The sequence below is a fragment of the Exiguobacterium sp. s48 genome (assembly GCF_018617395.1).
GTDB lineage: Bacteria > Bacillota > Bacilli > Exiguobacteriales > Exiguobacteriaceae > Exiguobacterium.
In genome coordinates, this window is sequence record NZ_JACSKC010000001.1 from 1,645,807 (window position 1) to 1,659,724 (window position 13,918).

General features: G+C 48.4%; 13 protein-coding genes. All 13 read right to left on the bottom strand.

The window, feature by feature from the left end:
* Positions 1-51 precede the first annotated feature (51 nt).
* The 13 genes from rfbB to KNO66_RS08365 all read right to left on the bottom strand — a co-directional run bounded on the left by rfbB (position 52) and on the right by KNO66_RS08365 (position 13,915).
* A complete protein-coding gene (gene rfbB, locus KNO66_RS08305) occupies positions 52-1,107 on the bottom strand; it encodes a dTDP-glucose 4,6-dehydratase (protein ID WP_214741975.1) in 1,056 nt (351 codons plus the stop codon).
* Positions 1,013-1,984 (bottom strand): glucose-1-phosphate thymidylyltransferase RfbA, encoded by a 972-nt coding sequence (rfbA, locus tag KNO66_RS08310; RefSeq protein WP_214741976.1) that lies wholly within the window; start codon positions 1,982-1,984, stop codon positions 1,013-1,015. Before rfbA ends, rfbB begins: the two co-directional genes overlap by 95 nt.
* Entirely contained in the window at positions 1,981-3,099 is a 1,119-nt protein-coding gene (locus tag KNO66_RS08315; protein ID WP_214741977.1) for a DegT/DnrJ/EryC1/StrS family aminotransferase, read from the bottom strand. The genes rfbA and KNO66_RS08315 overlap by 4 nt, the downstream gene beginning before the upstream one ends.
* 26 nt (positions 3,100-3,125) lie before the next feature.
* Positions 3,126-3,824 carry a WbqC family protein gene (locus KNO66_RS08320; RefSeq protein ID WP_251127322.1) on the bottom strand — a complete coding sequence of 233 codons (699 nt, stop codon included), beginning with the start codon at positions 3,822-3,824 and terminating at the stop codon, positions 3,126-3,128.
* A 12-nt stretch (positions 3,825-3,836) separates the two neighbouring features.
* The gene (locus tag KNO66_RS08325) at positions 3,837-4,817 is read right to left on the bottom strand and encodes a glycosyltransferase family 2 protein (protein WP_214741978.1); all 981 of its coding nucleotides are present in this window, start codon (positions 4,815-4,817) and stop codon (positions 3,837-3,839) included.
* 14 nt (positions 4,818-4,831) lie between these two features.
* Entirely contained in the window at positions 4,832-5,947 is a 1,116-nt protein-coding gene (locus KNO66_RS08330) for a polysaccharide biosynthesis C-terminal domain-containing protein (RefSeq protein WP_214741979.1), read from the bottom strand.
* On the bottom strand, positions 5,911-7,167 hold the full coding sequence (locus KNO66_RS08335) for an ATP-grasp domain-containing protein (RefSeq protein ID WP_214741980.1): 1,257 nt from the start codon (positions 7,165-7,167) through the stop codon (positions 5,911-5,913). The genes KNO66_RS08330 and KNO66_RS08335 overlap by 37 nt, the downstream gene beginning before the upstream one ends.
* Before the next feature lie 14 nt (positions 7,168-7,181).
* Positions 7,182-8,327, bottom strand: a complete 1,146-nt coding sequence (locus KNO66_RS08340) for a glycosyltransferase family 4 protein (protein WP_214741981.1) — start codon at positions 8,325-8,327, stop codon at positions 7,182-7,184.
* A 5-nt stretch (positions 8,328-8,332) separates the two neighbouring features.
* Positions 8,333-9,376, bottom strand: a complete 1,044-nt coding sequence (locus KNO66_RS08345) for a polysaccharide biosynthesis protein (protein WP_214741982.1) — start codon at positions 9,374-9,376, stop codon at positions 8,333-8,335.
* A gap of 106 nt (positions 9,377-9,482) precedes the next feature.
* Complete coding sequence (locus tag KNO66_RS08350; protein ID WP_214741983.1) at positions 9,483-10,121, bottom strand: sugar transferase; 639 nt, start codon at positions 10,119-10,121, stop codon at positions 9,483-9,485.
* Between the two features lie 3 nt (positions 10,122-10,124).
* Positions 10,125-11,276, bottom strand: a complete 1,152-nt coding sequence (gene wecB / locus KNO66_RS08355) for a non-hydrolyzing UDP-N-acetylglucosamine 2-epimerase (protein ID WP_214741984.1) — start codon at positions 11,274-11,276, stop codon at positions 10,125-10,127.
* Between the two features lie 11 nt (positions 11,277-11,287).
* Complete coding sequence (locus KNO66_RS08360; RefSeq protein WP_214741985.1) at positions 11,288-12,850, bottom strand: oligosaccharide flippase family protein; 1,563 nt, start codon at positions 12,848-12,850, stop codon at positions 11,288-11,290.
* Positions 12,851-12,868: 18 nt separating this feature from the next.
* On the bottom strand, positions 12,869-13,915 hold the full coding sequence (locus KNO66_RS08365) for an EpsG family protein (RefSeq protein ID WP_214741986.1): 1,047 nt from the start codon (positions 13,913-13,915) through the stop codon (positions 12,869-12,871).
* Positions 13,916-13,918 lie beyond the last annotated feature (3 nt).

The following is a 13,918-nucleotide window of genomic DNA, read 5'->3' on the forward strand; positions in this document are numbered from 1 at the left end:
CTAATGAAAAAAGAAGCGCCATGATGCGCTTCTCATTTCCGTTTCACTCATTCAAATGGATGAATACATCTTCTCATAATAGGAACGATATGCTCCCGACACGATGTCCTCGACCCACTCCGGATGATTGCGATACCATTCAATCGTTTCTTCGATGCCTTGTTCGAAACGATATCGCGGTGTCCATCCTAGCTCTTCTTTCATTTTTGTCGCATCAATCGCATAGCGCCGGTCGTGTCCTGGCCGATCGGCTACAAATTGAATCCGGTCTTCGGGTAAGTCAAACGCCTGTAAAATCGTTCGAACGAGCTCGAGGTTCGTCTTCTCGTTGTGCCCACCAATATTGTACACTTCTCCGACTCGCCCGTTTTGGCGAACGAGATCGATGGCCTCACAATGATCTTGAACGTGTAACCAATCCCGGATGTGTCCCCCGTCTCCATATACCGGAAGCGGCTTGCCGGTCATGCAGTGATGAACCATGAGCGGAATCAATTTTTCAGGAAATTGATATGGGCCATAGTTGTTGCTGCAGCGGGTCATTTTAATCGGTAACCCGTACGTCTCATGATAGGAGCGGACGAGTAGGTCTGCCCCTGCTTTTGAGGCCGAGTACGGACTGTTCGGTGCGAGTGGGGTGTCTTCCGTGAAGTAGCCCGTCTCTCCGAGCGATCCGTACACTTCATCCGTCGACACATGGACGAAACAAACATCAGCTCGGTATTCCCGACTATACTTGTCGTCCGGGTATCGTTTCCAATGACGTAGGGCCACATCAAGCAAGACTTGTGTCCCAAGAATATTTGTCGATAAGAACAACTCAGGTTCGAGAATGCTTCGGTCGACATGCGATTCCGCAGCGAAATGCACGACTTCGTCAATCTCAAAGAGCGAGAACAGTTCATCGATCGCCGGACGGTCTCGGATATCCACTTTACGAAACACATAGAGCGGATCGGTCTCGAACGCTTTGACGTTCTCTAGATTACCAGCATAGGTCAAAGCATCGACATTAAGAATTCGCGACGTCGGATGTTTTTCCCGCAAGTGTTTTATGAAATTTGATCCGATGAACCCGGCTCCGCCAGTCACTAGGATTGTATGCATTGGTCTGTTCTCCTTCCTCTAGCAGTGAAATCAAATATTGGCCATAGTCTGTCATCTTAAGCGTCTGACCGATATCGGCCAACTGTTCACGTGTGATGAATCCACGACGCCAAGCGATTTCTTCTAGACAGGCGATGTAATAACCTTGACGCTCTTGAACGGTTTGAACGAAAATCGAGGCCTTAATCATTCCTTCCGGCGTTCCTGTATCGAGCCAAGCCATTCCCCGACCGAAGAGGACGACGTTCAACTCGCCCCGTTCCAAGTACATTTGGTTGATGGATGTGATTTCAAGTTCTCCACGCGGAGATGGTTTGACTTGTTTGGCGAACTTGACGACTTGGTTGTCGTAGAAATAAAGTCCCGGTACCGCATAGTTTGATTTCGGGACTGCCGGTTTTTCTTCAATCGATAAGACACGGTGGTCGGCATCAAACTCGACGACCCCGAAGGCGCGAGGATCTTTGACCGGATATCCAAATACCGTCGCCCCCGACTTCCGCTCTTTCGCGTCTTGCAAGAATTGCGTCAAGTTTGGTCCGTAGAAGACGTTGTCGCCGAGAATGAGGCAAACCGAGTCATCCCCGATGAACGATTCTCCGAGAATGAAGGCGTCGGCGAGACCGACCGGCCGCTGTTGTACCTGATACGTGATGGAGATGCCGAGCTGGTGTCCGTCACCGAACAGTCGCTCGTAGCCCCCGATATCTTTCGGGGTCGAGATGAGCAGAACTTCTTTGATCCCGGCAAGCATCAAGACTGACATCGGATAATAGATGAGGGGCTTGTCGTAAATCGGTAACAGTTGTTTCGAGACTGCCTTCGTCATCGGGTAGAGACGTGTGCCGTTCCCACCCGCTAGAATGATTCCTTTCATCGTTCGTTCCCTCCTTCAAGGATTACGTCACAAATGCGGTCGACCATCTCTCGTGTCATGTCCGGATAAAGCGGTAACGTGATTACTCGATCCGAGACATATGTTGCGTTTGGTACGGATACATCAAATTCGTAACAGCCAAAGTCGGTGACGAGTGGATAAAAATACTTTCGTGCGAGGATGCCATGTTGGGCTAAGTATGCCATCAATCCATCACGTGCCTCTTTACCCGGCGTGACGAGAATCGGATAATACGCATAATTGGAGTCGGTTTGCTCGTTCCGAAGGTTCAATCGTAAAAACGACGCCTCCCCCAATCGTTCATCATACCGTTCAACTAAGCGTTTCCGTTTATCAATATCTGAATCGATTCGCGGAAGGTTGCACCGTCCCATCGCTGCTTGAAACTCATTCATTTTGGCGTTTCCCCCGACCGATTCAACCGTTTCTGGACCTGTGATTCCAAAGTTGACCGCTTGATGGATGGCCTCGACGTAACGTTCCTCTCGAAACGTCAATGCCCCTCCTTCAATCGTATGAAAGACCTTCGTCGCATGAAAGCTGAACATCGTGAGGTCTCCGAACGTCGCGACGTCACGTCCTTTGTGACGTACACCGAATGCGTGCGCTCCGTCATATAACACCCGAAGTCCATATCGTTTGGCAAGTTGCTCAATCGCATCCACGTCACATACATTTCCGTAAACATGAACGGGCAGGATTGCCGTTGTCCGTTCCGTGATTAACGCCTCAATCTTGTTGACATCAATCGTATAGTCGACCGGATTGATGTCACAAAAGACCGGCGTAATCTGTTTTCGAATTAGCGCATGTGTCGTCGAGGCGAATGTGAACGGGGTCGTGATGACCTCACCTGTCAACCCGAGCACGTCAATCGCCGTCTCGAGCGCTAAATGTCCGTTCGTCAAAAGAGAGACGTGCGGGACGTGGAGACGCTGTTGCAGCTCTTCTTCAAGCGCACGCACATGCTCGCCGCGATTGCTCAAGTGACGGGATTCCCAAAGCGGGCGAATCATGTCGACGTATGCATCGAACTCAGGCATGCTCGGGCGCGTCACAGGAACGTTTGAAATCTCTTGTTTTGATGAATTCATCCAAATCCCCTCACTTTCATCTACATCTAATTGAATGAAAATGTGCCAAGTAGTTCACGAACACGTGTCTTTGAGTTGAACATAAGTACGTCAATGATGGATAAATTCGGAACAAATTCTCCTCCAAATTGTCGGTACACGATCGGTTGCATTTCGAGAAATTCAAGATAAACCCCTTCGTTTTCAAACGTCTCCCGTTCATAAATCACTTTCCCACCGATTGGATTAATGTAGTGCGTTGCATCAAAGCGGTGACATAAATCGAGAAGCCGAGCTTCTTTTTTTAAATTCATCTCATTTTCAAAAGAGGAAGTGTAATAAATCTTCGTATCCAGTTCGAGATAATCCTTAATGGTTTCAAGTTGAAATCCAAGATAACGCGCAACGTTCATTTCGTCATGTCGCAATATTTTTTCAAGATGTGGCATTAACTCCGAATAATAAGGTGCTTTATGATATGCATGGTGTAATAACGTTAACTGGCGTTCAATCGTTTGATCCGGATTCGCTCGCAAATGATCTAAGATGAGTCGATTTTGACTCATTTTTTGAATTGGTAACGTGAAGGGATGCGCCCTCCCGTTCAATAAGATTTGATTACGATGAATCCAACCTTTTTTAATAAAGTGGACGTCATCGAATATGAGAAAAAAATCGACGATGGCCATGAGCTGAAAGTATCCGAGATACGGAAAGAAGTATGGTTGCATGATGGCGATTTTCATCCTTTTCACCACCTAGGCCAATCTTCGATCGCGTAACCGAATAAGCCATTCAACCACGTGTGGCTGATGTAACATCAAGTATGGTCGAATGCGTTCAATGCCAACAAATCGATCAAGATAGCGGGAATAGCGTGATGAGCGAAGAACATCATACTCTCCTTTCAACCGATGAAGACCTACTTCAAAGGAAATACGAGATAGTTCTAGGTCCTTATGATATTTCCCTTGCGTATACTCATCGAACACATCGATGAAATGAATGAATTGTTCATGCCGCTGAATGTCTCGTTGTCGATTCCCTTCATTCCAAATCGTTGTGGCAGATCCTTCGACACCATATCGATAAACCCCCATCACATCCGGCATATAATAAGCATAGCCTTTGCTTGCCACATAGAGCCTCGTTGATCCATCACTCGCTGGAGTATCCTTTAACCATTCAGGTGCCGAGGCGACAAGTCCGTTCGGATAAAGCATCGACATGGATGGAATAAATCCGAGAAGCTGTAATTCCCCTGCATCGTAAGTTCGAGCCGTTTTTGAAGCAAGCTTTCTGTTTTCTGGCATCCATGGAATCACTCGCCAATTATGATGAAATACACCATTTGTTTCAACATACGCATCGTGGAAGCAAAGTGTACACGCTGGATGGGCCTCCATATAATCCACTTGTTTTTGTAGTTTCAACGGATCAATCCAATAATCATCCCCGTCACAGATGGCAACGTATTTCCCCTGTGCCCGTTCTTCATTGAAACGATTCATGAATACGCCTTTAGAATATTGATTCTCCGTTTGATATATCGCTTTGATTTTATCCGGGTGTTTTGCCTCATAAGAACGAATAATCTCTGCCGTCCCGTCCGTTGAAGCATCATCGTGAATCAAAATTTCAAAATCAAAATCTGTTCGTTGATTCAAAAAACTTTCAATTGCTTGACCGATATATGCTGCATGATTGTAAGTGATGCAGTTGATGCTGACCATCAACATGAGCTTCCCTCCTCTCAGGACACTTCGGATTCGTACTCCTCAACTTTTTGCGCATAAGTGTCTGGTGACAGAACATCAAACGGTTCATTGACCCACATGACCGTGATTAAATCAACCGTTCCTGTGTTTTCAATGTTGTGCACATATCCTGGCGGGATATCAATGACTTCAAGCTGCTCACCACTGACATGAAAGACCATCACTTTCTCATGATCAATGGCGCGCAACCGAATGATTCCCTCCCCGCTAACGACGATAAATTGTTCATGCTTCGTATCATGCCAATGCTCCCCTTTTGTCACACCTGGTCGAGCAATGTTGACCGATACTTGCCCACGGTCGGGTGTTTTAAATAACTCTGTGAACGATCCTCGTGCGTCTTGGTGCATCTTGAGTGATGTCGTCATTCGTTCCATCGGTAAGTAACTCACATACGTACTATATAGTTGCTTGATGAAACGATTAGACAAATCAGGAATACCTCGTGCCTTTCGAACTGTCTCAAATGATTCAATCGTTCTTGCGACATCAAATAATGTCATGTCATGTGAGATTACCACTGGGTATAGTTCGGCAGGTTCATTTAATACTGATACGAACGATGCCACGACATCATCAATGTGTGCCAACGTCATGAGGCGCTCCGGATTTAAAATTTCGAGTGTTTGTCCATGAGCTACTTGATGACAAAACGTTGCGACGGCGCTATTGTAAAACGGACGTGCCCACTTCCCAAATACATTTGGTAACCGATACAGGTACACATTCGTTTCAGCTCGTTCCGCGTATATGAGTAATGTCTCTTCCGCTTCCCTTTTACTCACTCCATATGGATTATTCATTTGTGCTTGTGTTGACGATGCAAACACAACCGGAACGGGATTGTAAGAGAGTAATTCCATCGCAATGGCTTCAGTGAATCCAACATTTTCGGAAGTGAAGGCATCTGGATTATTCGGTCGATTGACGCCTGCAAGATGGTATACGAAGTCTGCTCGCCGAAGTGCTCGACTTCGTTGAGCCGGACTAGTCTGTCTTGTAATGGGAAGCACTGTGTGACCAAGCCGTTGTAAAGCAAGAACGAGATGTTTCCCTAAAAAACCGTTGGCGCCTGTGACGACGATGTCCATATGGATCCCTCCTCTGTTCTATCTGGTGTGACATGGATGCTTATCCAGTTCTCAGGATGATCAAGCAACTCAATCATGGCCCCTACATTCGGAAAACTGACAATGAGACTGCCGAGGGCCCGATTCGCACCCTCAAACCGATAGACGTCGGCACCAATGTCAACATTGAAGTGTGTCGCTACGACCGTATAATCACCTGGAGCAAATGTAATCCCTTCAAATTTGCCGTTCTGTTGGCTCCCTAGAATAAAATACGATGAGGGGACCGTGACAGGGCGTTGTTCAAGTAATACCTCTTTACCAAGCGCCAGATTGATCGTCGCTTCGACGAGGTCGACACCTGTCGCCTGCTCAATGATTTGAGGAATATAGTTTCCTCCGTTCCGGGGACCGATGTCCATCAAATAAACATCGTCACCTTTGACAAAAATATCGAAGTTCAGCGGTCCTTGATTCATACCAACCCGTGTGATCATTCGTTGGAGTGTCGCATGGACACGTTCGAGCGTCTCATCCGAATGTACACTCGGGAAGCTTGCCCCAATCGGCGCGAACGGATTGACTCCGTTGACATTGAAGTGACTGTTGCCAAAACAACGGAAAATGAGTTCCCCTCCGATCACAAATCCGTCCCCCGCCACTTGATATCCATCTCGTGTCACCCATTCCTCCAACACGATTTCGTGGGTGAATGAGACATCAAATGCCGCTTTAAACTTTCGACGAACATGCTCTGCATCTTCCGTACGGGTGACGCGACTAATTCCTTTACTTCCGGATGCATCCGCTGGCTTTACAACATATATCCCATTTAGGGTGGATAACGTTTCTTCTGCCTCACTCATTTCATGGAATGTGAATGCTTTTGGTACGGCGAATCCGTTCTCGGACAAAAATTGACGAAACTTCCCTTTGTTCGTCAATGTCTCGACGGTTTGATAGGAGTTTGTCTTAAGTCCGAGTGCCTCGCTAACAAAGGCGGCTGTTCGTGAGGCAGGATCGGAAGCGTAGGCCAAGATTCCATCGATTTGTTCATGTCGAGCCACATCGAGTACTGCCTGTTGATCAAGCGAGCTGATGGCATAATAGCAATCCGCCACAAGGCGCCCAGGATTATCCGGTAAGTAGTCACAGAGAATCGTAAAAATTCCTTTTTCTTTCGCTTTCTCAATGACAGGTACTTGGTGCTTTGCACCTCCGAGCAACATGAGTTTTAACATGCGAGACGTCTCCTTTATGATGTAGTCGCGACGAGATTGGATTCACGCAATAAGCGTTCATACACAGTCGCTGTATACACATTTCGATACTGTTTGGCATATTGTTTCGAACGAGCCCCGTGCACTTCGAGCAGTGCCGGTTCTTCTAGATAGCGACGAATCATCGCTTCTAGTGAATCGATTGTCGGATCACACTTGAAACAATTCACTTCATCATGAAGATGGGCATCAACATTGTTGACCGGGTGACTGACGACAACCCCCATACCGGATGCACAAGCTTCCACAATCGTTAAATTCCCATTCGAATAGGTTGCGGGCAAGACGAGAATATCGGATTCTGCATAGACATGATGCAGTTCGTCCCATGACTGGATCTCATCTAAGAATGAGACATCCGTCAAACCTTCCTGCGCAATATAGGATTGGCATGCCTCCGCCATCTCGCCATCTCGATTCAACCGCATCGATAAATTCGGATAGTCACGCTTCAATCGCTTGAATGCTCCTAGCGCAACGAGCGGACCATATCGCGCAACGAGACGGTTGGCAAACAAAAGTCGAATCGGATCTCCTGATTGTTTTTGTCGTAAAGGATGGGAAAAGTGTGCCTCGATGTCCATAGGGTATGGTGCATCGACGACACGCTCTGGTGGGAAGTCAAATTCTTCTACAAACTGCTGGGCCGCGACCTCTCCCATTCCGAACAACAAATCGGCTCGTTTGAACAAACGATGAAATCGAGCTGTTTTTTGAGGGCCATCCTGTTTTTGAAGCAGTCGGTCATCCGCAGATGACTCACCTGAAACGTTACGAATCGGTTCGCTCAATACAACCACCTTCACACCAAATCGTTTAGCGACTTGAAGGATGACGGCATGGTATGGCGTAAAGCCTCCGAGTAGTAATACGTCGGGGCGAAACCGGGCGAGTTGGAAGAGAGCATCCATCGATACGTAATTCGTACGTTTTGAAAAGAACGTCCCTCGAAGAATGCGACTATGCTCACCGAGTGGAATACGCCACCAATCCGGTCGCATGCTCGAAACGGCTTCATAGAACCAAAATTCAGCATGAAAATGTTCTTGGAGAGCGTCACAAAACTTTACTTGGTAAGGAGAGGCGATGTTTGAGATGAATACTAACTTTGGCTTGTTCATGATATTCACCCGATCCGTTTGACCGAAGTAGGAACGGTCCAGTGTGAGAGTTCTTCTTGAATGTACGGTAACGTCAACAACAACTCTTTCACTTCTTCCACGCCGAGCTGTCGTGTGTTGTTCGAATTGTACTCCCCTTGCGCGGTCAGTTCCTGACTCCCTTCGCTGAAGTACTTCTCATAATTCAAGTCACGGTTATCGGCCGGAACACGGAAAAAACCGCCCATATCTTCAGAAACGACTTTCTCTTCTCGCGTCATCAACGTTTCAAACGCCTTTTCGCCGTGCCGGGTCCCGATGACCTTGATGGGAAGGTCGACCCCGAACAACTGCTTCAACGCCTCAGCGAGTACGCCGATGGTCGATGCTGGTGATTTTTGAACCATGATATCTCCTGCGTGCGCGTGATGAAACGCAAAGACAACGAGTTCGACCGCATCAGCCAGACTCATCAGGAAGCGGGTCATGAGTAGATCGGTCACCGTGAGCGGCTCCCCTTTTTTAATCTGTTCGACGAATAAGGGAATGACCGACCCACGGGATGCCATCACGTTCCCGTAACGTGTCCCACAGATGAGCGTCCGGTCCGGTCCGACCGCACGGGCTTTGGCGACGAATACTTTTTCCATCATCGCTTTAGAGATCCCCATCGCATTGATCGGATAGGCCGCTTTATCCGTCGATAGACAGATGACCTTTTCGACACCCGCTTCGACCGCGGCATTCAGGACGTTCTCTGTTCCTAAAATATTTGTCTTCACCGCCTCGATGGGAAAGAATTCGCAGGACGGAACTTGTTTCAAGGCCGCCGCGTGAAAGACATAGTCCACACCATACATGGCGTTCTTGACACTATTTGGGTCTCGCACATCTCCGATATAAAATTTTAACTTGTCATGATGATAGCGATTGCGGACGTCCTCTTGTTTTTTCTCATCGCGTGAGAAGATGCGGATCTCTTTGATATCCGTATCGAGGAAGCGCTCCATCACGGCATTCCCGAACGATCCGGTACCACCTGTGATGAGCAACGTTTTGTTCGAAAACATAAGAAGGCTCCTTTCTATGCTGTCAATTCCTAGGTGTATGGAGTGTGGTATGTCATCATTTACCCGTAACGCATCACTTGAATTGGTAAGTTAATGGAAACGGTTATCATTTTTTCGCAACATGCATCATCTTTTTTTCTTCAGGCGTCGGAGTCGGTGGGTGGGCCCCCTCGACGATGCCTTCACGGAGGATGACGTTTCGAATCGTCAATCCGATACAGCGCAGATCGAACCAAAATCCCATATGTTGCACATACTCTCCGTCGAGTCTCGCCTTCACATCGATTGGGAGCTCATCGCGTCCTTTCACTTGTGCCCACCCCGTCAATCCAGGTATAGCCGCCGTCGCCCCTTCCTGCCGTCGCGCCGCGATCAAATCCTCTTGATTCCAAAGCGCGGGTCTCGGACCGACAATCGACATTTCTCCTTTCAAGATGTTCACCAATTGCGGTAACTCATCGAGACTTGTCTTTCGAAGAAATGCACCGACCCGGGTGATATGCTTCGTCGAGTCGTTGAATAAATGTGTCGGGACGTCGTTCGGTGTGTCCTGATGCATCGTGCGGAATTTATACATCCAAAATCGGGATTCGTTTTGACCGATCCGTTCTTGTTTAAAGAACACCGGTCCGGTCGAATCAAGTTTGATTAGAAGGGCAATGATGAGTAGGAAGGGTGCGAGCAGGAGCAGTGCCAATCCGCTGAGTGTCCCGTCAAAGATTCGTTTGAACGTCGGATATCTCATGACTCACACCTCCTTCTTCTCGGTCGGCGTGCCACTCTGTTTCCACACTTCCCGCATGACGTAGTCGGTGTAGGATAACAGGATGCGCAACACTTTATCCGAAACGTTCGGCATCGCGTAATCGTTCACGAGTCGCATCGGACCTTCCGTTTCCTCTAAAATCCGGAGCGCCTGTAGCACGCGATCTCGTTTTAATCCGACCATCATCGCCGTCCCTTCTTCCATCGCCTCCGGTCGTTCGTGCGCCTGTCGGATATTCAATCCTTTCATGCCGAGAATCGAACTTTCTTCACTGATCGTCCCGCTGTCCGAAAGCACAGCCTTCGCATGTAGTTGTAAGTGCACGTAGTCACTGAATCCGAGTGGTTTAAGGGTCCGGATATTCGGATGGAGCGTCACGCCACTCTCACGGATACGTTTGGCCGTCCGTGGATGGGTGCTGACGATGAGAGGCAGTTGATACGTGGCTGCGACCGCATTGAGTGTGTCGACCAAGTCGAAGAAGTTCTCGTCATCGCTGATGTTTTCATCTCGATGGGCTGAGACGACGAAGTAGTTACCCGGTTCAAGGTCTAGTCGGTCGAGTACGTCAGACCGCCCGATTTTGTCCCGTTGCCGATGCAGGACTTCATACATCGGGCTCCCCGTCTTGATGATCCGGTCAGCCGGCAATCCTTCCCGTAGTAAATACTCGCGGGCGATGTCGCTGTAGGTGAGATTGATGTCCGCAATATGGTCGACGATGCGTCGATTTGTCTCTTCAGGGACGCGCTCATCAAAGCAACGATTCCCCGCCTCCATGTGAAAGATTGGGATTCGGTGACGCTTCGCGGCGATGGCGGCGAGACAACTGTTCGTATCCCCGAGCAATAACACCGCATCGGGCCGTTCTGCCGTTAAAACCGGATCGATTGCGATGAGGATGTTCCCGATTGTAGCCATGGGACCGTCTGCGGATGCATCTAAAATGTAGTCTGGGGTACGCAGCCCGAAGTCCTCGAAGAAAATTTCATTCAGTTCATAGTCATAGTTTTGTCCCGTGTGAACGAGGACATGGTCGATGGCTTCAGAAGCTTCGAGACGAGCCATCACCGCGGACAATCGAATGATTTCCGGCCGTGTACCGACAATCGTCATCACTTTGAGTCGTTTCATGTTGTTCCCTCCTAGGACGTATGGTGAGTGGATAGGATGCGTAGTTTCAATTGAGCGAACATCTGACGGAATATCGATTTCTCCGTCTCATCAAACGCGAGACCCCACATGAGGAGCCCATATATACCGACTAGCACAATTCCTTTCACACCGAAACCGAACCAGTTCGATGCTGGGAAGAAGAACTGGATGCTCCATCCGATGAGCGTATACAGGAGTAGGCCGGGCAACAGTTTCAAGTGACACATCTGAAAGAAGTTGAGGATATCAAGACCGAGGACCCGGTGATAAATGACATTCATATATAGAACAAGTCCGACGATGTTTCCGATACAGATGGCGACCGCTGCGCCGATTGGTCCAAAATGCGGAATCAACAGCGGCGATAACGTCATGCTGATGACGGCGACAATCAACGAGGCGAACGCCCGATATTTCACTTTATTTTCGGCAATCAATGTCGTGTTGCCGATGTCTTGCGTCAACGTGATGAGACTCGGGGCGACGAGCAACAGTGCGATGACGTAGGAATCTTTAAATGCGTCACCGACCCATAGGTGCATGAATTCTCGGCCGAGGACGAAGAATGTCGTAAGAATCAATCCGACGATGTACAGTTGAATCCGACCGATGCGAACGAACAGCTGTCCGATGGCCTCTCGGTCATTCCTTGAGAGCATCCGGCTCACCTTTGGTAGGAACAAAAAGCCGAGCGCCGAGGCGATGGTCCAGACGTACCCTTCAATCACCATCCCGACCGAGAAGAGCGCAATCGAAGCACTTCCCGCTAAAATCCCAAGAAGACTCGGCGTGATATTGAGGACGAACCGCTGTGCCACCAGCGTGACCGTACTCCAAGAGGTGAAACTGAAGATGTCCTGATACATCCCTTTCTCCCGATTTCGGAAATTGGCGCGGACAACTGTCTTTCGCCGGATAAAGAGATATTCGACGAGAAGGACGATTGTGCCGACGAGCGCATTGACGATAACGAGTGCATAGAGTCCGTATCCGAGGAGCAAGGCCGTGACCATCAAGGCGACTATCCCGACCTTTTCAGCAAGATGCAGCGCACTCGAGAAAAGAAATTGTTCATGGGATACGAGGATACCGGAGAACGGTTTCGTTGGGAACGAGACGACGATGAACAACCCCGCCACGACGTAGAGGACTTTCAACTGTTCGAGCTCGTTCGCTGTCAAACTGGCGTAAATGGAGTCGAGAAAGAAGTATACGATCGTGAGGATGAAGAACAGGACAATCGAGATGGCGATGAATAGCTTGTAGGCGATTCCTAAGAAGCGACCTGCTCGTTCATGATCTCCTTCGGCCATATATTTGCTCATAAATCGTGAGACGGCCGCATCAAGGCCAAAGTCCATCGCGAACATACTAATCAACGAAGTCGTCAACATATACAACCCGTAACTCGCCTGTCCGATTTCGTGAATCATCCATGGTGTATAGATGAGTCCGGATAAAATCCCGAAAAAGATTTGCGTGTACGACATCATCGCCCCAATTTTGATTTTCCGGTTACTGCTCGCCTCATCCACTGTCATACGTGTTGACATTTCTCTCACCTCCTCGATTTACCAGAAGAACGAATACACCGGAGCATCTTGAATGAATAACAGACCGAGAATCATGACGGCCGAATAATAGACGACGAGTCGTTCTCGTTGTTCGAACGTGATGACAATCTCTGGAATCATGAGCAATAAGAAGAGCGAAAAATATTGAACAAGCCGCATCATCGACGGATTGATGAATGTCAGCGGCAAGAGACAGGCGGCGAGTAATAAGGCATTAAAGAAGTGAATGGCGGCTGGATTATGCTGTAAGATGACGTCTCGTCGCCATAGCGCAACGACGAGGACCGTGATCAGCATGATACTGAAGTTGACGGCACCGGCACCGTCTAACGCACTGTACGTGTCGTAACCGGATAGTTGGACCAGTATGTCAAAGAAGGTGTTCCGAAACAGGAACAGGCCGATGATGACCCCAAACATCGTCATCAAATACGCCTTGGTCAGCTGCTTATTGGCCAAAAAGTAGAACGGGAGGAAGATGAGCGCCGACTTATGAATCGTCATGGCTACAAATACGATGAGGAGGAACCACCCGAGTTTACGAGCACGGACGAAGTGATAACCGACGAGCACGACGAGTGCCGTCGCCATTGTTTGACGTAGCCCCGTGACGGCGAAAAATTCGTAAAACAATACCGAGAAGAGAAGGAAGCTGATGAGTGCCTCGCTTGAATATTTATAAATGAAATATCCGAGCGGAATCATGAAAATCATCGCTACGATCACGAGATACACTTGATAGTCCGTGATCATGTATTGCAAAAGACGCTGGAACAAGTAATAACCTGGATCTTCACTCTCCGTGAATAGAATTTGAAAGAAACGATCCGTGAACGCATGAAGCGGTAGGGCTTGCGATTGAAGGAAGAGCGCCTTATATTGGGCTGTATCATCTCCGACTGAGATATCTCGAAGACCGGACAAGACAATCCATTGAATCGTGGCAAATGAGACGAACCAACCGCGTCGACTTGGAATGTCATGACGCATCAAGAGCAGTGCCCAACCGATCAACATCGCGATATTGATTAAATAGATTGTCATCTC

Bases quoted from the DNA above. Each gene is read 5' to 3' on its own strand.
- rfbB (WP_214741975.1), bottom strand. From the start codon at position 1,107: ATGCATACAATCCTAGTGACTGGCGGAGCCGGGTTCATCGGATCAAAT.
- rfbA (WP_214741976.1), bottom strand. From the start codon at position 1,984: ATGAAAGGAATCATTCTAGCGGGTGGGAACGGCACACGTCTCTACCCG.
- KNO66_RS08315 (WP_214741977.1), bottom strand. From the start codon at position 3,099: ATGAATTCATCAAAACAAGAGATTTCAAACGTTCCTGTGACGCGCCCG.
- KNO66_RS08320 (WP_251127322.1), bottom strand. From the start codon at position 3,824: ATGAAAATCGCCATCATGCAACCATACTTCTTTCCGTATCTCGGATAC.
- KNO66_RS08325 (WP_214741978.1), bottom strand. From the start codon at position 4,817: ATGTTGATGGTCAGCATCAACTGCATCACTTACAATCATGCAGCATAT.
- KNO66_RS08330 (WP_214741979.1), bottom strand. From the start codon at position 5,947: ATGGACATCGTCGTCACAGGCGCCAACGGTTTTTTAGGGAAACATCTC.
- KNO66_RS08335 (WP_214741980.1), bottom strand. From the start codon at position 7,167: ATGTTAAAACTCATGTTGCTCGGAGGTGCAAAGCACCAAGTACCTGTC.
- KNO66_RS08340 (WP_214741981.1), bottom strand. From the start codon at position 8,327: ATGAACAAGCCAAAGTTAGTATTCATCTCAAACATCGCCTCTCCTTAC.
- KNO66_RS08345 (WP_214741982.1), bottom strand. From the start codon at position 9,376: ATGTTTTCGAACAAAACGTTGCTCATCACAGGTGGTACCGGATCGTTC.
- KNO66_RS08350 (WP_214741983.1), bottom strand. From the start codon at position 10,121: ATGAGATATCCGACGTTCAAACGAATCTTTGACGGGACACTCAGCGGA.
- wecB (WP_214741984.1), bottom strand. From the start codon at position 11,276: ATGAAACGACTCAAAGTGATGACGATTGTCGGTACACGGCCGGAAATC.
- KNO66_RS08360 (WP_214741985.1), bottom strand. From the start codon at position 12,850: ATGTCAACACGTATGACAGTGGATGAGGCGAGCAGTAACCGGAAAATC.
- KNO66_RS08365 (WP_214741986.1), bottom strand. From the start codon at position 13,915: ATGACAATCTATTTAATCAATATCGCGATGTTGATCGGTTGGGCACTG.